Genomic DNA, 26,589 nt, shown 5'->3' with positions numbered 1-26,589 from the left:
ATTATGCGTTGAAAATTTGTTCTAATATTTTTATGGTAATCAAATAAGTTGGCTTAACCCCTGTCGTGCCCAAACCTCCAGATGCCAGTGTGCTTCCTGTTTCCAAAGGGTTATCAGAAGCATAATACGCATAGCGGACTTTTACATCCGGATTGATGCTTTTCCTGATCCTAGATGCCGATTGGATGGCTTTTTGATAATACGCGCCTTCCATTTCCAGGCCGATAGCTTCCCATGTGGATTCGTGGAAAAATTTCAGCAGCTCCCTGTTTTGAAGCGATGTCCCCAAAACGGTAATCATAGGCCCTGCATAAACCGGGATGCCGTTTCCTTCAAACATGGCGGCAGACAACTCGTTATGGAAAGGGTAATTATCAGCGGTTCCTTCATTGACGTGGGCATTCGGGATCATGATATCCCCTTTCCCGCCTTCAAGGATTCCGGCTTTCCCCATAATGGAAACCGATTCAACATTCAATAATGTTTTGGTTTTGTTTACTTTATAAGGTTTCAATAATTCGTCAATGGTTTCAAAAGCCTGTTCCCCGAATGCATAATCCATAACGATTAAAACCGGTGCGGAAGAATCGATTTTAGCCTTTGGAAACGCTGATTTTGCCCAATCGATTTTAGCTGTATCGAAAATCTGGACATCAATATTGGTCCCGGAAGTATCCGGCAATGAAATCATACCGTGGTTTACCGCAAAAGCTGAAACTTTATCACGGAGATCATTCGCTCCGGACTTACTCAATTCTTCGTAAATGACAAAATCCGATTTGTCTTTGAATTTCGTTTTTAAGACATGGGTCGCAAAAATGGAATTCATCACACTGTGCATATTGGCACTGATAATGTGGATTGGCCTGGACAGTAAGTCGTTTTTCTTTAAAACTTCCTTGATGTCGTTTGCCCACATTTCGCCATGGATGTGATGCCCGAGGCGCTCTCTTAAAATAGGGCTGAAGGTAATGGTACGCTTGTTGTTTTCGACCACTTCCTCAATGGCGAGTTTTCCTAACCAATATACGATATGCAGGAAACGGTCCGGTGCCGAAGCATTGCCGAAATCCTCATAAATATCTTTAACCTCAGCAAAAGTCCTTCCTAAAATATTTGCCGCATGTGAAATGGCTATTTCCCTGTCTACCAGGCTTAATTTTTTACTTTGAAGTGCTGCCTGCTCCAGTTTCTGCCAATCGCGGGAAACCGATCCTTCATCATCGATCAGTACCCTGTTCTTGATTTTGTGCGATTCGATGAAAATAAAGGTCAGGTGCGTCAATATATCGTAAATGTCCGAACGCCCGCGGGTAATCTCGACATTCATCTGTTCATCATCAATGCGGTAACAGTTCCTTCTTCTTTTTGGCGGGACAATCGCCTGGAAATGTGAATTTGAATACCCTTCATCTGAAGTAAGGTTGATGTAACGGCATTCTTCAATCCCGACAGGTAAACGCTCGATAACGTACAGCAACCCGTTCAATTCTACTTTTTCATCGGCAATGGAACCATAAATTTCTGGTCGCAATGCCAATAAGGCTTCTCTTAAAGTTTCACCCGAAACACCCATCGGTTTGTAAAAACCTCTGTTGAATAAATGCCTCATGGTAATGTACAATCGTTCGATAGCTGCCGACGATTCTTGCGCTCTTGAGCGCGAAATGTTTTTAATTTCCTTCATTAAATTTTATTTTATAACCCACAAAGGTAAGGTTTTTATTTTTTAGTTGGTGTGGATTATCCCTTTGGCAGGTTTAAAAATTGTTATATTATGCATGTGTTTTTATGGTTTTTGTTCCAATTTGTTTGAAATGAACACATCCGCCTATAAAAAAAGCTGTCGGTAATGACAGCTTTAAAATGTATTGATTCGTTCTTTACTATAAAGAATATGGGTTTTCCTAGTTGGTAAGTACCAGGTTTATGGCTGGTTCCGATATCTTTATCCTCTGTTGGGGATCTTCCGTATCCGATTTTGTTTTCTTGATCCATTTGCCGCCGGAAAACGTGAATAAAAACGTTCTTTCCGTCCTTCCGTACAAAACAAATGGAGCATAGGCTTTTTGTATTTGTGTTTTATTGGTATTGAGGTCGGTGACTGTTTTTTCGGTTTTGTTTCTCTCGATTATCAGTTTTTCAAACCCTACAAACAACCCTTTTTTAGGTATTGTCAAGTTCAGTTCCGTAACATCGAAGGTGTTTTTCCTCACGCCTTTTTTTACCGTCACGATAAAATCCTTGTCTAACAATTCTTCTCCCGGGTAACCATTCGGATCAACACCGTAAAAATGGATTTTAAGGATCGCATCCGTTATTTTGCTGTCGGTTTGGATCGAAACCTGCTTGATGAACCTTGTTTTGCGGTACGTGCTATTGTACGGGAAATATTTCGTGTCAATCCTGGGACCGTTGTCAAAAGCCTGGTAGATTTTATTTTCCGTTTGCCCGATTTCCTGTTCTTTGGTTTCGAGCCTTTGCGGGGCGACCACAACCTCATCCAACTGATAGGCAATTGGTTTGAGGGCCACTTTCATCTCCTGGGAAGCTTTGATGGTTTTCTTTTCAAATCCTAAAGCCGAAAAAAGAAGCGTTTTATCCTTATCGGTTACATTGAGGGTAAATTCCCCGTTTTCTTCCGATGTGGTGCCTATATTCTCATTCACCACCCAAATATTTACATACGGTATCGGTTTGCCCGAAAGGCTGTCTTTTATGGTTCCTTTTATTTGGGCCGTCATTGAAAAACCCGCTAAAAACAACAGTAGCGTACTCTTTTGTATCATTCTCATTTGTTATCTTTTTGCAATACGTCTGCAATTTCCCGATCGTTTGACAAACGCGGCAGCTTGTTTTGCCCGCCCAGTTTCCCGATCGATTTCATATACTCCTGAAACCCGTTTGCAGCCACTTTCGAAACCACCACTGTTTGCAACACACGACCTGCAATCAAGTCATCGTAATACACATTTTGCTTGCGCATGGCGTTGTCAATCGCTAAAGCGAAAGTTTCCAGATGTTCCGGTTCGTTTTCAAATTCGATAAACCATTCGTGGTACGGCAGTCCTTCGGTTGGATTGATTTGCGGTGCTACGGTAAATTCGTTTATCCGGACCTGGGTTCCTTCCATGGCCTGCTGCAAAGCCGCTTCGACTTCTTTCCCGATAACATGCTCGCCAAAGGCCGAAATATAATGTTTGATCCGTCCGGAAACAATTATCCTGTATGGTTTTACGCTGGTAAACTGGATGGTGTCGCCAATATTATAGGCCCAGAGCCCGGCATTGGTGGAAATGATCAAAACATAGTTTACGCCCAATTCCACTTCTCCAATAGTGTGCCTTTTTGGGTTTTGGCCAAAGAACTCCTCGGCTTTGATAAATTCATAGAAAATCCCGGAATTCAACAATAACAGCATTCCTTTTTCTTTTTGGGAATCCTGATAGGCGAAAAACCCTTCCGAGGCCGGAAACAATTCGATGGAATCTACTTTCCTACCGATCAGGTTTTCAAATTTGGCCCGGTACGGTTCATAATTGACACCGCCGTAAATGAATAAATTGAATTTTTTAAAAATGTCCCCAACCGGTTTATTGGCTTTCTCCTTGAGTTTTTCAAAATACATCTGCACCCAGGAAGGAATTCCCGAAATCACGGTCATGTTTTCATGGAATGTTTCTTCCACTATGGCATTCACTTTGGTTTCCCAATCTTCAATACAATTGGTTTCCCAGGAAGGCATGCGGTTTTTTTGCAGGTATTTAGGAACAAAATGAGCCACAATCCCGGAAAGACGGCCTAGTTTGATCCCGTTTTTTTCTTCCAAAACCGGGCTTCCCTGCAGGAATATCATTTTTCCGTTTACAAAATCAGCATTGCCGGTTTCGTGTATATATCCCAAAATGGCGTTGCGGGCTGCTTCTATGTGGAAAGGCATCGATTCTTTCGTTAAAGGGATGTATTTGGCGCCCGAAGTTGTCCCTGAAGTTTTGGCAAAATACAACGGCTTCCCTTTCCAGAGAATATCTCCTTCCCCTTTTACAACTTTATCTACATACGGTTTTAAAGCTTCGTAATCCCGCACCGGAACATTAGCGGTAAAATCCTCATGGGTTTTGATGCTGTCAAAATGGTGGTCTTTCCCAAACTGGGTGTCTTTTGCCTGATGGAGTAATTCGCGGAATATTTTTTGCTGCGTTTCAATAGGGTTTTGGGCCCATTTTTGCGTTTTATGATGCATCCGGGAAGCAAACTGTTTGGCTAAAAATGCTTTTAAGGACATTCTGGATCAGGTGTTTTTTGAAATTTATTTTAGATTGAACTAAGAAAAGGACTATTTCTTTTTGTTTTTCTGGGCTTCTTCCTCAACCTGTTTGCGCAATTCCAATTCTTCTTTCGAAGCTTCGAAATTATATTCGGAAGGATCTACATATTCAGAAGCCATGATGGAATCCTTGTTGACTTTCGCATATTCCAGATCGCCGGTAAGCACTTTTTTAACAGACTGGATATAGGCATCGTTCTTTTTCAGGGCAAATTCGAGCGAATCGGATTTCAGGCCCAAAACGATGGCATCCTTTTTCAATTTTGTGGAAGCATATCCCGGAATATATTCCCGCAGCGGCGTAAAGGCAATAATGTAACTCGTAACCGAAATCAGGAAAATAGCGCCAATGGTCGCAGCAATAAAAACGTTGATAATGTTGAGTTTGAAAGAAAAAATTTCTTCAAAAGTATCTTCATTTAAAATAACCAGCCTGTTTTTGGCGGTAATTTTATTTAGGAACGCTTTTCGTTTTAATCTTTTTTCTGACATAAATACTAAACTATCCCACAAAGATAAGAATTAGAAGGGCTTATTAGTTTGCTACTAATAATAAATCGTTAAAAAATAATGGTTTGTTAAATTCTTTGGTATATTTGCTTAATATTTTTTAAACACTTGCGCGAGCAGAATTTATAAGTTATGGGAAGATTAGGAGCTACAGAGATTATTGTTATACTGGTTATTGTTTTATTGCTTTTTGGAGGTAAGAAAATTCCGGAATTGATGAAAGGTCTAGGAACCGGAATCAAAGAATTTAAAGACGCTGCAAAAGGCGAAGACAAACCTGCAGATTCAAAAAAGGAAGAAACTAAGGAATAAATTTCTCTTTCCCGTTTTCGGGTAAAAATACAAATCCCAAATGTTACCGGTAACGTTTGGGATTTTTTAATTTAGAGGATCATGCTCAATTGGATGCGTTTGCGGTCTTCGTCAACTTCGGTTACCTTGACCTGGACGTGCTGGTGGAGCTTTACCACTTCATTCACATCCGAAACAAAACCGGCCTTGAGCTGCGAAATGTGCACCAGCCCGCTTTCCTTGATCCCGATATCGACAAAACAGCCGAAATTTGTAATGTTATTGACAATACCTGGTAATATCATGCCCGAACGCACATCTTTTATGGTAGTCACATTCGGGTCAAACTCAAACACTTTTGCAGCTTTCCTCGGATCCAGGCCTGGTTTTTCCAATTCCTTGAGAATGTCTTTCAAACCTAAAATCCCAATATCGCCCGTGGTGTAATTTTCCGGTTTTACCAATGAAATTTTGGACGGATTGGCAATAAGTTCGTTTACTTTTATACCTAAATCTTTGGCCATTTTTTCAACTATGCCATACGCTTCGGGATGCACAGCCGAATTGTCCAGCGGGTTTTTGGCGTCGCGTATCCGGATAAAAGCTGCCGCTTGCTGAAAGGCTTTCTCGCCCAGCCTTGGTACTTTTTTTAATTGTTTACGGTCTTCGAACGGGCCGTTTTCGCTTCGGAAAGCCACGATATTTTCCGCCATTTTTTCACCGATTCCGGAAACATAGCTCAATAACGATTTACTGGCTGTGTTGATATTGACCCCTACCGAGTTTACGCAGCGGATAACCGTATTGTCCAGCTCTTCCTTTAATTTGGTCTGGTCCACATCGTGCTGGTATTGTCCTACACCGATCGATTTTGGATCTATTTTTACCAATTCGGCCAACGGGTCGGACAATCGCCTTCCGATAGAAACCGAACCGCGGACAGTGACATCGTAATTCGGGAATTCTTCCCTGGCGATTTTGGAGGCGGAATACACTGATGCTCCGGCTTCGGAAACCACAAAAACCTGGACAGGCTTATCAAAAGCTATTTTTTTGATGAAAAATTCCGTCTCTCTTGAAGCGGTCCCGTTTCCAATTGAAATGGCTTCTATATTATATGCGTTTACCATGGAACGGATTTTTTTCATCGCCATCGTTGTCTCGTTCTGCGGGGCGTGCGGAAAAATCGTTTCGTTATACAGCAAATCTCCTTTTTCATCCAGGCACACCACTTTGCAGCCTGTCCTGAAACCAGGATCCAGAGCCAGGATTCTTTTTTCCCCCAATGGCGAAGCCAAAAGCAGCTGGCTTAAATTGGCCGCAAAAACCTGGATCGAATTGATATCCGCTTTTTCCTTGGCTTCCTGGAGCGTTTCATTGGAAATTGCCGGTTCCAGCAACCGTTTGTAACTGTCTTTTATGGCTAGCTGAAGGTGTTCTGTCGTATCGTTGTTCGATTTGATAATATTCTCTTCGATAAAATCGATGGCCTCTTCTTTTTCAACATCTACCGAAAGTTTGATAAATCCTTCGTTTTCGGCACGGAGCATCGCCAATAACCGATGCGAAGGTGTTTTGGACAATGGCTCGGACCAGTCAAAATACTGCGAGAATTTTTGCGCCGCTTCATCGTCTTTCTTGGTTTTTACCACTTTGGCAGCAATGACCGCCTTGCGTTGGAAAACCCTTCTGAGTGTTTTCCTGATGTAGATGTTTTCATTGATCCATTCAGCGATAATGTCGCGTGCTCCTTGCAGGGCATCGTCTTCGTTGACTACTTTATCGTTCAGGTATTGGGACGCCAGGTATTCGATATCATCGTTGCGCTGGCCCATGATTATTTTGGCCAAAGGCTCCAATCCGTTTTCACGGGCAACGTCCGCTTTGGTTTTTTTCTTCTTTTTATACGGCAGGTAGAAGTCTTCCAGCTCCTGCAAATCGAAACTGTTCCTGATTTTTTGCCCTAATTCGGGCGTGAGCGCATTTTGCTCCTCGATTGATTTGAGGATGCTTTCTTTTCGTTTTACAATGTCATCAAACTGCTTTTTGGATTTGGCAATCTGCTCGATCTGAACCTCATCAAGGTTTCCGGTCTTATCTTTCCGGTAACGAGCGATGAAAGGGATCGTGCAATCTTCTGACAATAATTGAAGCGTGGCTTCTATGTTTTTGGAAGCCGTGGCAACAGACTTCAGGATGTATTCTATACTGGTCATTAGAAATGGTTTGTTTGACTTATGGGGTTTTAGCTTTGGTTGCCTGAAAATTACCGGCAGGCAATTTTATCAACCCTGGTAGCGTGGCGCCCGCCTTCAAAATCTGTGGTGAGGAATGTTTCGACCATTTCCACAGCTTGCTTGATATTGGTATACCGTGCCGGGATGCTAATAATATTGGCATCATTATGCTGGCGTGCCAAAGCGGCAATTTCATTGATCCAGCAAAGTGCCGCCCGGACACCCTGATGCTTATTTGCCGTAATGGCAATCCCGTTCCCGGAACCGCAAATCACAATACCGAAATCCGCTTTTTGATTTTCTACATCTGAGGCAACAGCATGGCCGAAATCTGGATAATCAACACTTTCAAAAGTATCGGTCCCGTGGTTGATAACCGTATGTCCCTGATTTTCCAAATGTTCGATAATCGCTTTTTTATATTCCGGTCCGGCGTGGTCATTTCCAATGGATATTTTCATAAGAGTGTGCTATTAGTTTGTGCAAATTTACCAAAAGATATTGTGAATTGTTCGTAGCCCGATTTGTTTCTGCAACGGAAATTTACTTTAAGCATAAGTTGCTGAAAATCAATGCGGTTTTTGTATCAAAATTGTTAAATTATTGTAATGTTAACATTAAATTGTAACTAACTGATAATCAGTTAATATTAAATTAACACCAAATGTTAACAACTTTAAATAGAAAATTAGAACTATTTCTTGGTCGTATCGATTAAAATCGTAATCCAAAACCGGAATGGAAAAACCAAATAAAGTTTCGGGAATTTTTAGATTATTTATCAGTGTGGAAAAGAGGGGTTGTTAACAAAATCAACACTAAAACTTATTTACAAAAAAAGCGTTTTCCAGATTGTTAACAGTTGTTGATAGCTTTTCAGAAAGCCTTTAAAATGAAGTCTTTAAACTATTAATATTATGTTAATAAACCAAGATAAAAATGTATAACTCAAGAATCGTATTGCTTTTTGAAAAGTTATTGCCATTATCAACACCCTATCATAACCACCAAAATTTTAAATTTTAAAAAATTCTTTTTTTCTTCTTTTAGATGTATGTTGAAAACTTTGAGTTTTTAAAAAATTTTTATTTTTAAAAAGTTATATTTTATTTAAATGTAGCTGGCATTTACCGAATACTGGATAGTATTTTGTAATTTTCAGGAATATTAGAAAATGACTATGAGTAAAAAACCAAAAAAGTTTGGTTCCAAGCCAAAAGATTTCTCTTCAAAGATTTTAAAAATACTTTCACAAAACGCAAACAAAGCTTTTAATTACAAACAAATTGCTGCTATTTTAGATGTTGACGATACCAAAAGTAGAAATGAAATTATCAGAGATTTAAAATTGCTGGAATCGAAAAAACAGATTATCGAATCCGAACCCGGGAAATACCTGGTAAAAGCCATGAGCCAGGATTATTACGAAGGGACAATCGATATGACTTCCCGCAAAACCGCTTATTTTATTTCGGAAGATTTTGAGGATGATGTTTTTATCCCGACCAATAATTTAAACCATGCCTTGGATAATGATAAAGTCAAAGTGTATGTGTATAACCGCCGCAAAGGAAAACGCCCGGAAGCGGAAGTGATTGAAGTGATCGAAAGGGCCAAAACGGAATTTGTAGGTGTTATAGACATCCAGAAGAATTTCGCTTTTGTGTCTACGGCCAATGCCAAAATGTATACCGATATTTTTATCCCTAAAGATAAAATAGGCGATGCACAAAATGGAGATGTGGTAATTGCCAAAATTGAAGATTGGCCCAAAAAAGCCGATTCTCCCTTTGGTACCATTCTGAAAGTACTGGGAAAACCAGGAGAGCACGATACCGAAATCCATGCCATTCTTGCCGAATATGGTTTGCCTTATGACTTTCCTGTAGAGGTAGAAGTATATGCCCAAAAATTGGACACTTCCATTGAAGAAAGCGAAATTGCAAAGCGCCGTGATATGAGGCAAACCCTTACCTATACGATCGACCCGAAAGATGCCAAGGATTTTGACGATGCCTTATCTTTCAAAAAACTGGAGAACGGACACTACGAAATTGGTATCCATATTGCCGATGTTTCATACTATCTGCAGGAAGGGACTATTTTAGATGACGAAGCGTACCAGCGTGGGACTTCGGTTTATTTGGTAGACCGTGTGGTTCCGATGTTGCCTGAAGTATTGTCAAATTTTGCCTGCTCACTGCGTCCGAACGAAGAAAAATATACGTTTTCGGCTATTTTCGAAATCAATGAAAAAGCACAGGTGATGAACCAATGGTTTGGAAGGACGGTTATCTATTCCGATCAAAGGTTTGCCTATGAAGAGGCCCAGCATATTATCGAAACAAAATCCAATACCATCCCGGCAGAAATTTCCTTAACCGGAAGTGATTATATTGTTTCGGATGATTTGGTGGAAGCTACTTTAAAATTAGACGAACTGGCCAAGATTTTAAGAAGGAACCGTATGAACAACGGTGCAATTTCTTTTGATAAAGTGGAAGTGAAATTCAACCTGAATGAAAATGCGGAACCTATCGGTGTGTATTTCAAACAAAGCAAAGATGCCAATCATCTTATCGAAGAATTCATGCTTTTGGCCAACCGGAAAGTAGCAGAATATATCGGGAAACAAAAGAAAACATTTGTGTACAGGATCCATGACGAACCTAACGAAGACAAGCTTTTTGCGATGCAAGGTGTTATCTCCAAGTTTGGTTACAAGCTCGATTTGCGCGATACCAAAAATATCTCCAAATCTTTAAACCAATTGATGGAAGATGTCAATGGAAAAAAAGAGCAAAACCTGATTGATACCTTGGCTATCAGGACCATGAGCAAAGCGGCTTATTCTACGGAGAACATTGGCCATTATGGTTTGGCATTTGAGTATTACTCGCATTTTACTTCTCCCATCAGGCGTTATCCTGACGTTATGGTGCACCGCTTGCTGCAGTATTACCTGGACGGAGGAAAATCAGTAGACCAGGATCTTTACGAAGAAAAATGTGCCCATTCATCCAATATGGAAAGTTTAGCGACCAATGCAGAACGTGATTCTATCAAATATATGCAAGTCAAATACATGCAGGACCATAAGGACCAAGAGTTTTTAGGTGTGATTTCCGGTGTGACCGAATGGGGGATTTATGTTGAAATCATTGAAAACAAGTGCGAAGGAATGGTCCGTATCCGGGAAATAAAAGACGATTATTATACTTTTGATGAAAAGCAATATGCCTTGGTTGGAGAAATTTCAAAGAAACTTTTGCAATTAGGCGACGAAGTTTACGTTACAGTTAAAAATGCTGATTTAGTAAAAAAACAACTAGATTTTCATTTTTTAAGAAAAAAAGAATAATGTAAAATCCCTTTTTATGAAAAAACTATTGATCCTTTCGTTTGTATCGGTTACTACTTTTGTTTCCGCCCAGGTTACCAAGAATTTAGGTGATTTTGATAAAGTTACCGCTTTCGATAAAATATCGGTGCAGCTGATTGCTTCCACAGAAAACAAAATTGAAATTACCGGTAAATTATCCGATGAAGTAGAAATTGTCAATGCCAACAGTGAATTGAAAATCAGGATGCCTTTGGGTAAATTGCTCAAAGGAGAAGATATCGTGGCCAAGGTTTATTTTAAGAAAATAGAAGGGCTTGAAGCTAACGAAGGTTCTTATATTTCTTGTGAAACTCCTTTGGAATCCATTAATTTTAATTTGATTGCCAAGGAAGGATCGCAGATAAAAGTTACTGTGCAGGCGAAGAAAATTTCGGTAAAATCGTCCAATGGAGCCGTTGTCAAACTAACCGGAAGTACTGAAAACCTGGCTGTTGTAATTAATTCGGGTGGTATTTTAGAAGCGAAGGAATGCAAGGCTTCACAAGCTACCGTATCTGTAAATGCCGGCGGAAGTGCAGATGTTACCGCTGCAGACCTGGTCGATGCCAAAGTACGGGCCGGCGGAAGCATTACCATTTACGGCAATCCGAAACAAGTCAACCAGAAAACAATTTTGGGTGGAAATATCATTTTGAGCAAAAGATAGTTTAATTTTTGAATTATAAACTTTAACTTGCCGATTCACTAAATACAGTCTATGATACAATACATTTTAAGCAACGGAATCCCATTAGGAATATTTTTAAGTTTCATGATCGGACCTGTTTTTTTTGTACTGTTGGAAACCAGTATTACCAAAGGCTTCCGCGCGGCTTTCTTCTTTGATATTGGAGTGGTCCTGGCCGATGTTTTTTTTATCGGTGTGGCGTATTTGGGAAGTTACCGTTTAATCCAAAGTTTAAAAGACGATCCTGCCTTGTTTATTTTCGGTGGGATCATTATGCTTACCTATGGGCTTATTTCTTTTTTTAAGCTGCGTAAGGCAAGAAAAAACATTGATGAGGATGCCGAAGTAGTCGAATTGATAAAAAAGGATTATTTCAGCTTATTTATCAAAGGATTTTTGCTCAATTTCATCAATATCGGTGTTTTGGGTTTTTGGCTGCTGATCATCATTACTTTTGTCCCGAAATTACAAATGGACGTAACTAATGTTGTTTGGTTTTTCACCACAGTCATCCTTTCTTACCTGGCTACAGACGTGGGAAAGATCCTTTTAGCCAAACAGTTACGGAACAAACTAACCCCTTCAAACATCATCAAAATCAAAAAGGCAAGCAGTATCTTGTTGGTTGTTTTCGGTGTTGTTTTATTGGTTCAGGGCTGGTTTCCAAGCGATAAGCAATTTGTAAAAGACACTATTGAGAAGATAGAGAAGAAATAAATTTTATATTTTTTATCAAATCAAACCTCTCCTAATTGAGAGGTTTTTTTATGCCTTCTTACAAATTAAATACCCGTACAATTGAAAAAATAACTATAAAATCTAGTTTAATTTTCAATTATCAAAATATGGCTAATTTGTAATTAACTATAAAAAAAAGAGACACTTTCGTATCTTTTCTTGAGGCACCGTCCGGATTCGAACTTCCTATTTAACTTATTTTCCTAAAAATAAGACATAAAAAAAAGAGACATTTTCACATCTCTCCTCATGTATCGTCCGGATTCGAACTTCCTATTTAAATTATTTTTCCTAAAAATAAAACATAAAAAAAAGAGACATTTTCACATCTCTCCTCATGTATCGTCCGGATTCGAACTTTCCATTTAATTTATTTTTTAAAAAAATAAAACATAAAAAAAAGAGACACTTTCGTATCTCTTTCCTTGAGGCATCGTCCGGATTCGAACCGGAGTAGGAGCTTTTGCAGAGCCCAGCCTAGCCGCTCGGCCACGACGCCCTTTATTTACTGGATTGCAAATATAAGAAAAAAGTTAAAAGCCAAAAGCCAAAAATCAAAAACTTTGAATAAAATTGTCTTTTGCCAGGAATTAATTTCTATATTCTTCCATTTCAATGGTAACTGCTTCAACATCACCACCAATAGGCGGATTTAGTTTTGAAACTGCCACAAGAATCCTTGAAACCGCAGGTATTTCCTTAAAGATACGTTCCATGATCCGTTGTGCCACACGTTCCAAAAGTTCTGAACGAATGGCCATTTCTTCCACTACAATCCTGTTCAAAAGTACATAATCCACGGTATCTGCCAAGGCATCGCTTTGTGCCGATTTGCGCAGGTCGGTTTTGATTTCCAGGTCAACGGTATAATCAGAACCGATCTTTCCTTCCTCGATAAGGCATCCGTGAAATGAAAAAGTCCGTATATTTTTAAGTTTTATTGTTCCCATTGTAAGTGTATTCGAAGATTTGGTTAGTCATTTATCGGATAAAATTACAACTTTTTCTGTAAGAAACGGTAAATAAGAAAATCAACCAATGCCCAAATAACCAACATTTTTGGTAACTTTGCCTTTTCAATTTAAGAATATGTCAACTAAAGAAAAATCACTGAATTTTATAGAGCAAATCATAGAGGAAGATTTAAAAAATGGTTTGTCTCCTGCTAAATTACGCTTTCGTTTTCCACCGGAACCTAACGGTTATTTACATGTTGGCCATGCGAGTGCCATTTGTTTGAATTTTGGTTTAGGTATTGATTATCAGTCACCTGTAAATTTACGGTTTGACGATACCAATCCAGCCAAGGAAGAACAGGAATATGTAGATGCCATCAAAAGGGATGTGGAATGGCTTGGTTATAAATGGGCCGAAGAGCGTTATGCTTCTGATTATTTTCAGGAACTTTACGATTGGACGGTCGAATTGATCAAAAAAGGGAAAGCCTACGTAGATAGCCAGTCTTCTGAAGAAATGGCAAAACAAAAAGGAACCCCTACGCAAGCTGGTGTTGACAGCCCTTTCAGGAATCGTTCTGTGGAAGAAAACCTGGATTTATTCTTGCGAATGAAAAACGGTGAATTTGAAAAAGGGGCTCATATTTTACGGGCCAAAATTGATATGGCTTCTCCTAATATGTTAATGCGAGATCCTATTATGTACAGGATTTTACATGAAAAACACCACAGGACAGGCAACAAATGGTGCATTTATCCTATGTACGACTGGGCTCATGGCGAAAGCGATTACCTGGAACAAATTTCGCATTCTTTTTGTACGTTGGAGTTTTTGCCGCACAGAGAATTGTACGATTGGTTTTTAGACCAGATTTATGACACTGAAAAAGTAAGGCCAAAGCAAAGGGAATTTGCCAGAAGGAATTTGTCACATACAGTGGTTTCCAAACGGAAATTATTGCAATTAGTTGAAGAAAAGCATGTTACCGGTTGGGACGATCCGCGTATGTCAACCATTTCCGGGATGAGAAGACGCGGTTATACACCAGCTTCCATTCGGAATTTTGCCGATACCATTGGCATTGCCAAGCGTGAAAATTTAATAGATGTTTCTTTGTTGGAATTCTGCGTACGCGAAGATTTAAACAAAATAACACCAAGGGTTATGGCCGTTCTTGACCCGGTAAAATTAGTCATTACGAATTATCCTGATGGAAATGAAGAATGGCTGGAAGCCGAAAACAATCCGGAAGAAGAAACCATGACCTTCAGAAAAGTACCTTTTTCCAAAGAAATTTACATCGAAAGAGAAGACTTTTTAAGTTTCAATGACGATTTTGTTTCCAAAGAAGTACGTTTAAAAAATGCGTATATCATACAATTTGAAGCGGTTACAAAAGATACCAACGGTGTCATTACCGAAATAAAAGCAACCTATGATACTGACAGTAAGAGTGGTAGCGGTTCTGAAGCCAGTAACCGAAAAGTATCCAAAACCATCCATTGGGTTTCGGTTCCTCATGCTGTAAATGCGGAAATCAGGTTGTACGATCGTTTGTTTACTGAAGAATCACCAGATACACAAGAAAAGAGTTTCCTTGAATTTGTGAACCCGAATTCCTTGAAAACCGTGAAAGGCGTTGTTGAAAACAGTTTGAAAGAAGCTAAAGAAGGCGATAAATTCCAGTTCCAGCGCACCGGGTATTTCTGCGTAGACAGGGATTCTACATCAGAAACCTTAGTTTTCAACAAAACCGTTGATTTGAAAGTAACAGTTGTCAATAACGATAAAAAAGAAGAAAACTTACTTAAATTATCGATTCCGAAAAATATAAACAGTTACTTCAAAAACAATGATTTAGATAAAAAATCTGAGTTTGAGGCTGCTTTTAAGAACGATATCTCAGCCATTCAAAATACAAACTTATTATTGAATGCTTTTAATACCAACATGAATAGCGTTAATGACAAAAAGTCTCTTCTTTTTGCCAATATGATCCTTAATTATTCCAATAACCTGGATGTCGAGGAAATAGAAAGAGACAAAATTGACAAATTATTCAATTTTTCAGGAGCAAGTCAATCAAATATCGTTAGAGCAGAAATGGTTGAAGTTTTTAATAATAATAATTATCTTTTTAATTCATACAGAGAACAACTTTTAGATTTAAGAGAAAAAGAAACTGATCCAATGGTTTTGGAAAAATTTACAAAATTCTAAAAACTGAGATATAAATTTTAACTATTAAAAACCCGCCCATCAGCGGGTTTTTATATTATAGATATTTTTTATTGAATTTCATAAATAATAGTTTTTATGAATTAAAAGTGACCTTCATATTTTAATTGTAAACCATCAAAAAAAAGAGGCAAGGTGTTTTATTGTTTTATATTTCGAAAATGGCTTAAATCGCATTATTTTAATTTTAAGGTTTAAAAAGCGTAAAATTCGTTTTTTTGGACCAAAAAATGGAATAAAAAAAAGAGCCCATTTTTTGATGGACTCTTTTCAACTATTTTTTTTAAAAATGTTACGATGCAGCATTCGGATCAGAAGTATCCGAAGGATTATAATCGGTTGAAGTATGATCTTTCGATTTTACTCTTTTCGGTTGGTTTTTCATTTGCTCTCCAATAATGTTGGAAGCTGAAAAACTTGTCACCATACTATTCAACATATCACTTGCCGCTTGTGGAGAATTTGGAAGCAAAATTAAATTCGAGTTGGTATCGGCACCAATAGCTTGCAGCGTATCGTAATGTTGCGTAATCACAATAAGAGCAGATGCTTCCTGTGAATTGATTCCCACTTCGTTTAACACTTCCACACTTTCTACCAATCCTCGTGCAATTTCACGACGCTGATCTGCAATACCTTGTCCTTGTAATTTTTTGCTTTCCGCTTCTGCTTTGGCTTTGGCTACAATTCGGATACGTTGTGCTTCCGATTCAAACATAGCTGCTGTTTTTTCTCTTTCTGCAGCATTGATACGGTTCATGGCGTTTTTCACCTGGATATCCGGATCTATATCTGTGACCAAGGTATTGATGATATCATAACCATACGCCAGCATGGCTTCGTTTAATTCTCGTTTTACAGCGATGGCAATATCGTCTTTACGGACAAATACATCGTCCAGGATCAGTTTTGGCACTTCCGCACGAACTACGTCAAATACATACGCAGTAATCTGATCGTGAGGATATTCCAATTTGTAGAAAGCCTCGTAAACGTGTTCCTGGATTACCCTGAATTGTACTGAAACTTTCATTTTGACAAACACATTGTCTTTGGTTTGTGTTTCGATGATAACATCTAATTGTTGGATTCGCAAGTTGACACGGCCGGCAATTCTGTCAAAAACAGGAATCTTTAGTTGTAAACCTGAATTCCTGATGCTTAAAAATTTACCAAAGCGCTCAATAACAACTGCTGTCTGTTGCTTTACGGTAAAAAAGGAAGCCATTAAGAGAAAAAAGCCGATAAATAAAATAGCAAGAAAAGAAATTCCCATAGTTTTTATTTTTAAGTTATTTGATTAATGGTAGTTATACGTGAGTTTATTTTAAAAGTTACAACTCTTTTTGGTAATAATAGCTACTTTTGCAAAAAACAGGTTTATGAAAAAGATATTTATTTGGGTTTTTGTGTTGTTTTCCGTTTCATTATCAGCACAATACGGACGCCGTGATGGCAACAGGATCGGGATTTCGGGCGGGATTACCCAAACGTCGCTTATGACTTCTAATTTTGACGCAAATCCAGAATCAGGATGGATCGGAGGATTCTCAGTTAGGGGAAATTATTATAACAACTTCAGTATGGTGTTTGGGATGCAGTTTACTGAAAGCCGTTTTTCCGTAGCAAGCACCACTCTTTTGGCACAAAATAAAGATGTCGATTATAAATTCCTGGCCGCCCAGATTAGGTTACTATTGAGTTATAATATTGTGGAAGACCATCTTTCAATAGAATTGGGACCTGTCCTCCAGGTAAATGACAAACTGAAATTTAACCGCGACGATGCCAAGAATACCATTGCAGGAACGGCTTTGACTGTTGCTGATATTGAAGATGTGACTAAAATAAACGGGAATCTTTACATGGGTATTTCTGCCGGGTCCAAACAAGTGAAGGCAGTTTTGTCCTATCAGTACGGAGTGAATAATTTCCTGAACAACCTGAATAAAAGTGAGGAATTGACAACCAAAAACAATGGGGATTTCAAAGGCCATTTAGGGATTTTAAGCGGCCAGTTGCTTATTAATTTATAAAATTACCTTATTTCAACACTGAAGCCCCGCATTGCGGGGCTTTTTTATTACAATTTATTTATTTGTTAATAATGGTTTAATTTGAATGGCTGGAATGTGTTTTATTTTTGCGAATTAACACCAACCTACTATGAAAAAACTTTACCTTCTGTTGTTTTTATGTATTTCACAAATCGCTTTTCCGGATTCTTTTATCGTTAAAAAAGACGGTTCCAAGACAGAAATAAAAAAAAACTCGTTCCGGATTGATGCCTCTGAAAAAACGATCTATTACAAATTGGCAAACAGCGAGAAGGAGTTCAAGGCAAATTTCAGGGATTTTGATTATGTAATTTTTGGTGTGAATAAATTTAAAACCTTCAAACTCGATAAATCCAATGAAATAAGCGGTTTTTTTGTTTTGGCTGAAACCCCGGAAAGGACTTTGGTTAGTATTTCGATGCCCGAAGAAGAAGGAAGCAGTACTGTTTTCTACGTGTTCCATGTGCTTGATAAAGAAGATATGATTATAGAAACACATGAATTCAGCAATTCCAGGAACCAAAAAAACGTCAATTTAAGAGGAGAGATCTATTCCAAGATCAAGTTTTATTTTCCTAACTGTGAATTGCTGCTGAACAGGCTTGCCAACTCAGAGCGAAATATACAGGATACCAGCAATATGGCTGTTTTGGGTTTTTTCAACACACCGGTTTACATTAGTTGTTTACAATAAAAAAGCTCCCGTAAGGAGCTTTTATTTTTATAACGTGTCAATAGCTTTTTGGATCCGCCTGGTGGTTTCCTCCTTGCCTAACATCTCTACGATATCAAACAAATGCGGCCCCATCATCTTTCCTACCAAACTCAATCGGAAAGGTTGCATCACCTTGCCCATTCCTATTTCGTTTGCAGTCAGCCATTCTTTTACCGTTGTTTCAATAGTCACAGAAGTAAAATCCTGAATGTTTTCCAATACTGAAATCAACTGTTTCATAAGTTCAGGGGTTTCTTCCTTCCAGTTTTTGGCCGCTTTTTCATCATACGATGCTGGTGCGGTAAAGAAATAATCGGATAAGTCCCAAAGTTCATTTACAAAATGCGCTCTTTCTTTTACAGAAGCCACCACTTTTGTTGCATAACCAAGATTTGTTTCAATGCCTTTTGATTGTACTATCGGTAAAAACAACGCTGCTAAAAAAGCATCGTCTTTCTTTACCAGGTATTGGTGGTTGAACCATTTGTTCTTTTCAGGATCGAATTTCGCACCCGCTTTATTAACCCTGTTCAGGTCAAATTTCCGGATTAATTCTTCCAAAGAAAACAACTCCTGCTCTGTTCCGTCATTCCATCCCAATAAAGCTAAAAAGTTAACTACTGCTTCCGGGAAGAACCCGTTTTCCCTGTATCCGGAGGAAACACCTTCTTCTGTTTTCCATTCCAGTGGAAATACCGGGAAGCCCATTTTGTCTCCATCCCTTTTGGATAATTTTCCATTTCCTATAGGTTTTAGGATTAATGGCAAATGGGCAAATTCTGGCGCTTCCCAATTGAAAGCCCTGTACAATAAAACGTGCAGCGGCATCGATGGAAGCCATTCTTCACCACGGATAACATGAGAGGTTTCCATCAAATGGTCATCAACGATGTTCGCCAAATGATACGTTGGCATTCCGTCGCTCTTAAAAAGTACCTTATCATCCAGCAAATTGGTTTCAAATTTTATATCCCCACGGATGATGTCTTTCAAATGCAATGTCTCATCAACCGGAGTTTTAAAACGGATGACATATTCTTCGCCTGAAGCAATCCTTTTGGCTGTTTCTTCTTGAGAAAGAACCAAAGAAGTATCTAATTTTTCACGATTGTGATGGTTGTAAATAAATGTTTTGCCTTGCTCCTCGTGTTCTTTTCGATGTTTATCCAAAGCTTCAGCGGTATCAAAAGCATAATATGCCCAGCCGGATGCTATAAGCTGGTCTGCGTATTGTTTGTATAGCGGCTTTCTTTCGCTCTGGCGGTACGGGCCAAACTTCTCATTTTTCCCAACCGTTTCATCCGGGGCAATTCCCAGCCATTCCAAAGCTTCCATTATATAGGCTTCGGCTCCGGGTACGAATCGGTTCTGATCGGTATCTTCCACCCGCAAAAAGAAAATACCATCGTTCTTTTTGGCAAATAGATAATTAAACAAAGCGGTTCTGACTCCGCCAATATGTAAGGGTCCGGTTGGACTTGGTGCAAAACGCACACGCACTTGCTTTGACATTTTCGTAAAATTTGGTACAAAGATACGGTTTCAAAAGATCAATTTAAAAATTTGAAAATGAGAATTGTAATTCGCTTTTTTTTAATGTTGATGCAATTGAAAAATTTGTACTTTTATTGGTTATAAAAGGATGAAATTATTACTGTGGAAAACTCAAAACTCATATTTCAGAAATTAGAAGGATTTATCAGGAAATTCTATACCAATGAATTGCTCAGGGGAAGCATTTTCTTTGTCGGTTTGGGGCTGATATATTTGCTGGCCACCAGTTTTATCGAATATTTCCTTTGGTTGAAACCCATTGGGAGAACGTTCCTTTTCTGGCTTTTCCTTATCGTGGAAATTTTCCTGCTCGTGCGGTTTATTGCCTTTCCGTTGTTCAAGCTTTTCAAGTTGCAAAAAGGGATCGGTTTTAACGAAGCCTCGAAAATCATAGGAAACCATTTTTCTGAAGTCAACGACAAGCTGACCAATTTCCTGCAGCTTTCACAAGACGGCAATCATTCCGAACTGCTCCTGGCTTCGATAGAACAGAAAGCAAATTCCCTTCAGCCGATTCCGTTTACCAATGCGGTAGATTTCAATAAAAACAAGAAGTTTTTACCGCTGGCTATCATCCCGATATTAGTGCTGTTGTTCCTGATGCTTTCCGGAAAAGAACAACTCATCACAGAAAGCATGAACCGAGTCGTGCATTACAAAGAGCAATTCCTGCCTCCTGCCCCATTTCGTTTTGTTATCGGCAACGACCTGAAAACCGAACAAGGAAAAGATTTTACCTTGACTGTAAAAACCGTTGGAAATGTAGTACCCGAAAAGGCCATGATTTTTATTGGTGATGAAAGTTATTTTATGGAAAACACGCAGCAAGGAATGTTCCGGTTTGTATTCGAAAAACCTCTGGAGAATGTAGATTTCCATATCGAAGCCAATGAGGTTGTTTCAAAAGAATATGCTTTGGATGTGGTAGCTGTTCCGGCGATTTCCAATTTTGAAATGCTCCTGAATTTCCCTAATTACCTCAATAGAAAACCCGAAATTATCAAAGGAACCGGAAATGCGATCGTACCGGAAGGCACAAAAGTAACCTGGAAAATCAGCACAATTGCCACGTCAGGCATCCATCTGATCCAGGACAATTCTTCTTTTTCTTTCAATCATGACGGAAACGAGTTCAAATTGTCTAAAAATATCATTCAAAACACAGATTATCAAATATTTACTTCTAATAAATCAGTCGAAAACTACGAAAAACTGAATTATGCCATCAATATCATAAAAGACCAATACCCAACGGTCAAAGCAACGATGGCTCCGGACAGTTTAAAAGGAACCAAAAACTATGTATTGGGCCAGATTTCGGATGATTATGGTTTTTCAAAACTGCAGGTTGTGTATTATCCAAAGAATAAACCTACCGATGTGAAACGTGGAACCATTGCGATCAAGAACGATGTATACGATCAGTTTGTTTTTGCTTTCCCAAGTAATTTGAATATTGATGCGGGCGTATCGTATGAGTATTATTTTGAAGTATTCGACAATGACGCATTGCATCATTTCAAGAGCACCAAATCAGAGGCCTTCTCCCATCGTGAATCTACAGCTGAAGAAAAACAGGAAGAAAACCTGCAACAGCAAAACGACAACATCAACAGTTTAGAGAAATCGCTTAACGCGCAAGACAAGCAAATGTCTGATCTCGAAAAGCTAAAAAACAGCAATAAGGAAAAGAACAGCCTAGACTATAAAGAGCAGCAAAAAATCAATGATTTTATCAAAAGGCAAAAGCAGCAGGATGAAATGATGAAAGAGTTTTCAGAGAAAATAAAAGACAACCTGGAGCAATTCAAGTCTAATGAAAAGGATCCAGAGAAAGAATTACTGAAAGAAAGATTGGAAAAATCAGAGAAAGAATTGGAAAAAAACAAAAAACTTTTGGATGAACTTAAAGAGCTCAACGATAAACTAAGCCAGGAAGAATTGTTTGAGAAGATTGAAAAATTCCAACAGAAAAGCAAAAACCAAAGCAAGAACCTTGAACAGCTTGTGGAGTTGACCAAACGGTATTATGTTGAGAAAAAGGCAGAACAGATTGCAGACAAATTAGACAAACTTTCTGATAAGCAAGAGGCTCTTTCTGATGATAAAAAGGAAAATTCAGCTGAAAAACAAAACGAAATCAACAAAGAATTTGATAAGATACAGGAAGATCTTAAAGAGTTGAATAAGGAAAATAAGGAATTGAAATCACCGTTGGATATTCCCCAGGATAAAGAAAAAGAAGAAAGCATTGAAAAAGACATGCAAAATGCCACTGATGATTTGAAGAAAAACCAACAGGACAAAGCTTCTCCTAAACAAAAAAATGCAGCCAAGAAAATGAAACAAATGGGACAGGCTATGCAGGCGGAAATGGAAGGCGGTGAACAAGAACAAATGGAGGAAGATGTGAAAATGCTCCGTCAGATTTTGGATAATTTACTTGAATTTTCGTTTTCTCAAGAAGTCCTGATTAAGAATTTCAAATCTACTTCCAGTGTTTCTTCGGCTTCCTTTACCAAATATTTGAAAGCACAGCAGGATTTGAAAACACAGTTCAAGCATGTTGATGACAGCCTTTTTGCCATGTCCTTGAGGAATCCGAAAATCAGCGAACCGGTTACCAATGAGATTGGAAAAGTTTATTACAACATTGACAAGAGTATTGAGAATTTCACAGACAATCAAATAGGACGCGGAACAGCCAACCAACAATTCACGTTAACCAGCGCTAATAATTTGGCTAATTTATTAAGTGATATCCTCAACGGAATGCAAATGTCGCTTGCTGGCATGTCCGGAGGCAAACCCAAACCAGGGCAAGGACAGGGAATGCAGTTGCCGGATATCATCAAAAAGCAAGAAGGCCTGGCCAAGAAAATGGGAGAAGGAAAACCCAAATCTGGTAACGAAGGAAAACCTGGAGCAAAAGGAGACAAACCCGGACAGTCAAAAGGTGACAAACCGGGATCTTCTGGTGAAGGAAATGATGGCGAAGGGGATGCCAAACAAGTCCTGGATATCTTAAAAGAGCAGCAGCAATTGCGTGATGCTTTGGAAAAAGAATTGCAAAAAAACGGTATGGGTGGTTCTGGACAGAATGCATTGGACCAAATGAAACAGATCGAAAAGCAGTTAATCAATAAAGGTTTCTCGAATGATGTTATTCAAAAAGCTTTAAATCTTAAGTACGAATTGCTGAAATTAGAGAAAGCAATGCAGGAACAAAACCAGGATACAAAGCGCCAATCGAATACGAATAAGGCACAGTTTACAAACGGCGCTCCTCCTCTACCTCAAAAATTGCAAGATTATTTAAACAGCATTGAGATTTTAAACAGACAAACACTACCTTTGCGCTCCAATTTTAACCGCAAGGTTCAAGAATATTTTAAAGGAAATGATAAGCTTTAATTATGAATTAGATTTTGAGATCCAAAACGAGCAGCTGTATTTCGACTGGATTTCAAATGTGATTGCTTCCGAAAACAAAACCGAAGGAGAAATCAATTATATTTTCTGTGATGATGATTACTTAATTGAAATCAATCGTCAGTATTTAGACCACGATACATTGACCGATATTATTAGTTTTGATTACTCTGTTGGTAACACTATAAGCGGCGATATTTATATTTCTGTTGAAAGAGTTAAGGATAACGCCATAGATTTCAACGTAAGTTTTGAAGAGGAATTGAAACGCGTTCTCGTTCACGGTGTTCTTCATTATTGCGGTTACAAAGACAAATCGGAAGCTGATGAAGTGCTAATGCGCTCAAAAGAAGATGAAAAAATCAAGCTGTTCCACGTGGAACAGTAGTTTAAAATTATTTATTTTTTAACGTTCCACGTGGAACAAATGCTTTAAAAAAATAATATAGAAGTTTTACGTTCCACGTGGAACATTAAAATTCAGGCCTGATTTTCGGATCAGGCCACAAACAAAGAATAAAATGTTTTTAGAAAAATATGATGTAATTGTGGTAGGTGCCGGGCACGCAGGATGTGAAGCCGCCGCCGCCGCTGCGAATTTAGGATGCAAAACGTTGCTTGTTACGATGAGCTTGCAGAATATTGCCCAGATGTCCTGCAATCCTGCTATGGGAGGAATTGCCAAAGGACAGATTGTTCGAGAAATTGATGCTATTGGTGGGTACTCCGGAATTGTTTCCGACAAGACGGCCATTCAATTCAAGATGCTGAACAAATCCAAAGGGCCCGCTATGTGGTCGCCAAGGGTTCAAAGTGACCGTATGCGTTTTTCTGAAGAATGGCGATTGATGCTCGAGCAAACCCCCAACCTTGATTTTTATCAGGAAATGGCCTCTGGTGTAATTGTAGAAAACAATAAGATTGTCGGAATCAAAACGGCTTTGGGATTATCCATTTATGGAAAATCAGTAGTATTGACCAACGGGACTTTCCTAAACGGACTGATCCATATTGGTGACAAACAATTTGGAGGAGGACGTGCTGGAGAAAGTGCTTCTTTCGGTATTACCGAAGAATTGGTCAAAATCGGGTTTGAAGCCGGCAGGATGAAAACCGGAACGCCGCCACGGGTTGACGGTCGATCTTTGGATTATTCTAAAATGAGTGTTGAAGGTGGCGATATCAATCCTTCAAAATTTTCATATTCCGACATTACATCACCACTAACTGTTCAAAGAGATTGCCACATGACGTATACGTCGCCTTTAGTGCACAATTTGCTGCGCGAAGGTTTTGAGCGTTCTCCGATGTTCAATGGCAGAATTAAAAGTTTAGGACCAAGATACTGCCCTTCTATTGAAGATAAAATCAATCGTTTTGCCGATAAAGACAGGCACCAATTGTTTGTGGAACCAGAAGGTTGGAATACGGTTGAAGTATACGTTAACGGGTTTTCGACATCGTTGCCGGAAGATGTCCAGTTTAAAGCGCTTCGTTCCGTTGCAGGTTTCGAAAACGTAAAATTCTTCCGTGCCGGTTACGCAATCGAATACGACTACTTCCCTCCTACGCAGCTCAAACATACTTTAGAAACGAAATTAGTTGACGGTTTGTATTTCGCCGGGCAAATTAACGGAACAACAGGTTATGAAGAAGCAGCTTCCCAAGGATTGATAGCAGGAATTAATGCTGCGCTGAAAGTAAAGGAACAAGAACCTTTTATTCTAAAACGGGATGAAGCCTACATCGGAGTGCTTATTGATGATTTGATTACCAAAGGCACCGAAGAACCGTATCGCATGTTTACTTCACGGGCCGAATACAGGACTTTGCTTCGTCAGGATAATGCTGATTTCAGGCTGACACCAAAATCGTTTGAAATCGGATTGGCCTCTGAAGCACGTATGCGCCGCATGGAAGAGAAATTCTCAAAATCCGGAGCAATGGTTGATTTTGTCAAAGAAACAAGTGTTACTATAGCAGAAGCAAATCCGGTACTCCGAGCCAAAGAAACGTCAGAAGTGACACAATCGGATAAAATGTTCAAGATTTTTTCCCGTCCTCAAATTGACATGCAGGATATGATGCAGTTTGATAAAATCCGTGAATATGTTTCAACACACGAACTGGACCAGGAAATTTTGGAACAAACAGAAATCCAGGTCAAGTATTCCGGATATATTGAAAAGGAACGAAACAATGCCGAAAAATTGCATAGGCTCGAAGACATCCATATTCCTGAAAATTTCGATTATGACAAATTAAAATCATTGTCTTACGAAGCCAAGGAAAAACTGAAAAAAATCAGGCCGGTCACCATTTCGCAGGCGTCAAGAATTAGTGGTGTGTCGCCTAATGATATTTCCGTATTGTTGGTTTTTATGGGAAGATAAAAGAAGGGAAATTATTTGATCTTTTTTCCGAATTGAAATGTTCCACGTGAAACGGCTTCGGAAATTAACAAACAAAAAAGTTATTATATTTTAATCCAATACATGAATTTTTCAAATCAATCCGTTTTCATCCAGGTGAAAGACCATTCCGTCTCGAAAGAAAATTTCGAACTGCTGATAGATGAAAACCTGCAATTATTAAAAACACATCCACAGCCTTCGCCGGATGCTTTGCCGGGATATTACGAAAGTGACGATTATATTTCGCATACTGATGGAAAACGATCCCTGTTTGAAAAAATATACCAGTCCGTCAAAACGTATTCTTTACAAAAGAAAGTTTCGCTCATTACTTCCTTTCATCCTGAAAAAGGAAGCCTTTTGGATATTGGAGCGGGAACCGGGGATTTTTTGACCGTGGCCAAAGCGAAAGGTTGGCAGACAACAGGCCTCGAACCTAGTGAAAAAGCCAAAAATATGGCGATTTCCAAAGGAGTTTCCTTTAAAAATGACCTAAAAAGCATTGAAAACCAGTCATTTGATGTGATCACTATGTGGCATGTATTGGAGCACGTACCCGATATTGAAGAACAAATCAAGGAATTAAAGCGGTTGGTAAAGCCAAACGGTACCATTTTTATCGCGGTTCCCAATTTTAAATCGTTTGACGCAAAATATTACGGGCCCTTTTGGGCTGCTTACGATGTGCCGAGGCATTTGTGGCATTTTTCCAAAATTTCGATTGAAAAATTATTTGCCAAAGAAAATATGAAACTGATCAAAATCCTTCCAATGGTTTTTGACAGTTTTTACGTTTCCCTTTTGTCGGAAAAATATAAAAACGGCAAAATGAATTTTTTCAAGGCTTTTTGGATTGGATTCCGCTCGAACAGCAAAGCAAAAAAGACTTTGGAGTTTTCATCGCACATTTACGTGCTTAAAAACACCTAAAATCAATTTTAAAGCGTTTTGAAGCCTTTTCATTGTCGTCAATAAGTGTTTTTATGTCCAAAAACCAAAAACCGCTCAAAACCGCTTAAAACAAGCCTGTTTCCATAGCAAAAAACTAT

The 26,589-nt window shown here is 38.8% G+C and carries 20 protein-coding genes and 1 tRNA gene; 11 read left to right on the top strand and 10 right to left on the bottom strand.

The genetic code is table 11. The features are described 5' to 3' along the window. Position 1 precedes the first annotated feature (1 nt). From E4635_RS07000 to E4635_RS06985, 4 genes are all read right to left on the bottom strand, one after another. The gene (locus E4635_RS07000; protein WP_135525915.1) at positions 2–1,687 is read right to left on the bottom strand and encodes a DUF6909 family protein; all 1,686 of its coding nucleotides are present in this window, start codon (positions 1,685–1,687) and stop codon (positions 2–4) included. A gap of 220 nt (positions 1,688–1,907) precedes the next feature. Next, on the bottom strand, positions 1,908–2,795 hold the full coding sequence (locus E4635_RS06995; RefSeq protein ID WP_246020714.1) for a carboxypeptidase-like regulatory domain-containing protein: 888 nt from the start codon (positions 2,793–2,795) through the stop codon (positions 1,908–1,910). Next, positions 2,792–4,285, bottom strand: coding sequence for a GH3 auxin-responsive promoter family protein (locus E4635_RS06990; RefSeq protein ID WP_135525914.1), 1,494 nt, complete (start codon positions 4,283–4,285; stop codon positions 2,792–2,794). The genes E4635_RS06995 and E4635_RS06990 overlap by 4 nt, the downstream gene beginning before the upstream one ends. A 51-nt stretch (positions 4,286–4,336) precedes the next feature. Further along, on the bottom strand, positions 4,337–4,819 hold the full coding sequence (locus E4635_RS06985) for a peptidase (protein WP_135525913.1): 483 nt from the start codon (positions 4,817–4,819) through the stop codon (positions 4,337–4,339). 150 nt (positions 4,820–4,969) lie between these two features. Here E4635_RS06985 and tatA point away from each other — a divergent pair, with 150 nt between their 5' ends. Continuing rightward, complete coding sequence (gene tatA / locus E4635_RS06980; protein ID WP_135525912.1) at positions 4,970–5,149, top strand: twin-arginine translocase TatA/TatE family subunit; 180 nt, start codon at positions 4,970–4,972, stop codon at positions 5,147–5,149. Positions 5,150–5,220: 71 nt separating this feature from the next. On the opposite strand, the gene E4635_RS06975 is transcribed toward tatA, so the two are convergent. Then, the gene (locus tag E4635_RS06975; protein WP_135525911.1) at positions 5,221–7,344 is read right to left on the bottom strand and encodes a Tex family protein; all 2,124 of its coding nucleotides are present in this window, start codon (positions 7,342–7,344) and stop codon (positions 5,221–5,223) included. Between the two features lie 50 nt (positions 7,345–7,394). After that, entirely contained in the window at positions 7,395–7,826 is a 432-nt protein-coding gene (gene rpiB / locus E4635_RS06970) for a ribose 5-phosphate isomerase B (protein WP_135525910.1), read from the bottom strand. Positions 7,827–8,545: 719 nt separating this feature from the next. On the opposite strand from rpiB, the gene rnr reads away from it, so the two are divergent. From rnr to E4635_RS06955, 3 genes are read left to right on the top strand one after another with little or no spacing between them, the layout of a single operon-like run. Beyond that, entirely contained in the window at positions 8,546–10,726 is a 2,181-nt protein-coding gene (gene rnr, locus E4635_RS06965) for a ribonuclease R (RefSeq protein ID WP_135525909.1), read from the top strand. Between the two features lie 16 nt (positions 10,727–10,742). Further along, on the top strand, positions 10,743–11,414 hold the full coding sequence (locus E4635_RS06960) for a head GIN domain-containing protein (RefSeq protein ID WP_135525908.1): 672 nt from the start codon (positions 10,743–10,745) through the stop codon (positions 11,412–11,414). Between the two features lie 51 nt (positions 11,415–11,465). After that, positions 11,466–12,152 (top strand): LysE family translocator, encoded by a 687-nt coding sequence (locus tag E4635_RS06955; protein ID WP_135525907.1) that lies wholly within the window; start codon positions 11,466–11,468, stop codon positions 12,150–12,152. 449 nt (positions 12,153–12,601) lie between these two features. Here E4635_RS06955 and E4635_RS15720 read toward each other — a convergent pair. Together E4635_RS15720 and folB are read right to left on the bottom strand one after the other, a co-directional pair. Next, positions 12,602–12,672: transfer RNA gene (locus tag E4635_RS15720), tRNA-Cys, on the bottom strand. A gap of 91 nt (positions 12,673–12,763) precedes the next feature. Continuing rightward, positions 12,764–13,123 (bottom strand): dihydroneopterin aldolase, encoded by a 360-nt coding sequence (gene folB / locus E4635_RS06950; protein WP_135525906.1) that lies wholly within the window; start codon positions 13,121–13,123, stop codon positions 12,764–12,766. A 139-nt stretch (positions 13,124–13,262) separates the two neighbouring features. Here folB and E4635_RS06945 point away from each other — a divergent pair, with 139 nt between their 5' ends. Next, positions 13,263–15,350, top strand: coding sequence for a glutamine--tRNA ligase/YqeY domain fusion protein (locus tag E4635_RS06945; RefSeq protein WP_135525905.1), 2,088 nt, complete (start codon positions 13,263–13,265; stop codon positions 15,348–15,350). Between the two features lie 310 nt (positions 15,351–15,660). Here the strand turns inward: E4635_RS06945 and E4635_RS06940 are convergent, their stop codons facing one another. Further along, entirely contained in the window at positions 15,661–16,644 is a 984-nt protein-coding gene (locus tag E4635_RS06940; protein ID WP_135525904.1) for an SPFH domain-containing protein, read from the bottom strand. Positions 16,645–16,750: 106 nt separating this feature from the next. Between E4635_RS06940 and E4635_RS06935 the strand changes: the two genes are divergently transcribed. Next, positions 16,751–17,404, top strand: a complete 654-nt coding sequence (locus E4635_RS06935) for a PorT family protein (RefSeq protein WP_135525903.1) — start codon at positions 16,751–16,753, stop codon at positions 17,402–17,404. 130 nt (positions 17,405–17,534) lie between these two features. Next, positions 17,535–18,119 carry a hypothetical protein gene (locus E4635_RS06930; protein ID WP_135525902.1) on the top strand — a complete coding sequence of 195 codons (585 nt, stop codon included), beginning with the start codon at positions 17,535–17,537 and terminating at the stop codon, positions 18,117–18,119. Between the two features lie 27 nt (positions 18,120–18,146). On the opposite strand, the gene gltX is transcribed toward E4635_RS06930, so the two are convergent. After that, positions 18,147–19,652 (bottom strand): glutamate--tRNA ligase, encoded by a 1,506-nt coding sequence (gltX, locus tag E4635_RS06925; RefSeq protein WP_135525901.1) that lies wholly within the window; start codon positions 19,650–19,652, stop codon positions 18,147–18,149. Positions 19,653–19,796: 144 nt separating this feature from the next. Here gltX and E4635_RS06920 point away from each other — a divergent pair, with 144 nt between their 5' ends. From E4635_RS06920 to E4635_RS06905, 4 genes are all read left to right on the top strand, one after another. Beyond that, a complete protein-coding gene (locus tag E4635_RS06920; protein WP_135525900.1) occupies positions 19,797–23,108 on the top strand; it encodes a DUF4175 family protein in 3,312 nt (1,103 codons plus the stop codon). Beyond that, positions 23,095–23,514 carry an rRNA maturation RNase YbeY gene (gene ybeY / locus E4635_RS06915; protein WP_135525899.1) on the top strand — a complete coding sequence of 140 codons (420 nt, stop codon included), beginning with the start codon at positions 23,095–23,097 and terminating at the stop codon, positions 23,512–23,514. Before E4635_RS06920 ends, ybeY begins: the two co-directional genes overlap by 14 nt. Positions 23,515–23,647: 133 nt before the next feature. Next, positions 23,648–25,519, top strand: coding sequence for a tRNA uridine-5-carboxymethylaminomethyl(34) synthesis enzyme MnmG (gene mnmG, locus E4635_RS06910; RefSeq protein ID WP_135525898.1), 1,872 nt, complete (start codon positions 23,648–23,650; stop codon positions 25,517–25,519). 102 nt (positions 25,520–25,621) lie between these two features. Beyond that, on the top strand, positions 25,622–26,470 hold the full coding sequence (locus E4635_RS06905; protein WP_135525897.1) for a class I SAM-dependent methyltransferase: 849 nt from the start codon (positions 25,622–25,624) through the stop codon (positions 26,468–26,470). Positions 26,471–26,589 lie beyond the last annotated feature (119 nt).

The organism is Flavobacterium humi (assembly GCF_004745595.1).
In the GTDB taxonomy this organism is placed as follows: domain Bacteria; phylum Bacteroidota; class Bacteroidia; order Flavobacteriales; family Flavobacteriaceae; genus Flavobacterium; species Flavobacterium humi.
Note: the sequence above shows the minus strand (reverse complement) of the source record. Positions and strands in the feature narration are given on the sequence as shown.

What these genes read in the sequence shown, in the direction of transcription:
- E4635_RS07000 (WP_135525915.1), bottom strand. Translation starts at nt 1,687, where the DNA reads ATGAAGGAAATTAAAAACATTTCGCGCTCAAGAGCGCAAGAATCGTCG.
- E4635_RS06995 (WP_246020714.1), bottom strand. Translation starts at nt 2,795, where the DNA reads ATGAGAATGATACAAAAGAGTACGCTACTGTTGTTTTTAGCGGGTTTT.
- E4635_RS06990 (WP_135525914.1), bottom strand. Translation starts at nt 4,285, where the DNA reads ATGTCCTTAAAAGCATTTTTAGCCAAACAGTTTGCTTCCCGGATGCAT.
- E4635_RS06985 (WP_135525913.1), bottom strand. Translation starts at nt 4,819, where the DNA reads ATGTCAGAAAAAAGATTAAAACGAAAAGCGTTCCTAAATAAAATTACC.
- tatA (WP_135525912.1), top strand. Translation starts at nt 4,970, where the DNA reads ATGGGAAGATTAGGAGCTACAGAGATTATTGTTATACTGGTTATTGTT.
- E4635_RS06975 (WP_135525911.1), bottom strand. Translation starts at nt 7,344, where the DNA reads ATGACCAGTATAGAATACATCCTGAAGTCTGTTGCCACGGCTTCCAAA.
- rpiB (WP_135525910.1), bottom strand. Translation starts at nt 7,826, where the DNA reads ATGAAAATATCCATTGGAAATGACCACGCCGGACCGGAATATAAAAAA.
- rnr (WP_135525909.1), top strand. Translation starts at nt 8,546, where the DNA reads ATGAGTAAAAAACCAAAAAAGTTTGGTTCCAAGCCAAAAGATTTCTCT.
- E4635_RS06960 (WP_135525908.1), top strand. Translation starts at nt 10,743, where the DNA reads ATGAAAAAACTATTGATCCTTTCGTTTGTATCGGTTACTACTTTTGTT.
- E4635_RS06955 (WP_135525907.1), top strand. Translation starts at nt 11,466, where the DNA reads ATGATACAATACATTTTAAGCAACGGAATCCCATTAGGAATATTTTTA.
- folB (WP_135525906.1), bottom strand. Translation starts at nt 13,123, where the DNA reads ATGGGAACAATAAAACTTAAAAATATACGGACTTTTTCATTTCACGGA.
- E4635_RS06945 (WP_135525905.1), top strand. Translation starts at nt 13,263, where the DNA reads ATGTCAACTAAAGAAAAATCACTGAATTTTATAGAGCAAATCATAGAG.
- E4635_RS06940 (WP_135525904.1), bottom strand. Translation starts at nt 16,644, where the DNA reads ATGGGAATTTCTTTTCTTGCTATTTTATTTATCGGCTTTTTTCTCTTA.
- E4635_RS06935 (WP_135525903.1), top strand. Translation starts at nt 16,751, where the DNA reads ATGAAAAAGATATTTATTTGGGTTTTTGTGTTGTTTTCCGTTTCATTA.
- E4635_RS06930 (WP_135525902.1), top strand. Translation starts at nt 17,535, where the DNA reads ATGAAAAAACTTTACCTTCTGTTGTTTTTATGTATTTCACAAATCGCT.
- gltX (WP_135525901.1), bottom strand. Translation starts at nt 19,652, where the DNA reads ATGTCAAAGCAAGTGCGTGTGCGTTTTGCACCAAGTCCAACCGGACCC.
- ybeY (WP_135525899.1), top strand. Translation starts at nt 23,095, where the DNA reads ATGATAAGCTTTAATTATGAATTAGATTTTGAGATCCAAAACGAGCAG.
- mnmG (WP_135525898.1), top strand. Translation starts at nt 23,648, where the DNA reads ATGTTTTTAGAAAAATATGATGTAATTGTGGTAGGTGCCGGGCACGCA.
- E4635_RS06905 (WP_135525897.1), top strand. Translation starts at nt 25,622, where the DNA reads ATGAATTTTTCAAATCAATCCGTTTTCATCCAGGTGAAAGACCATTCC.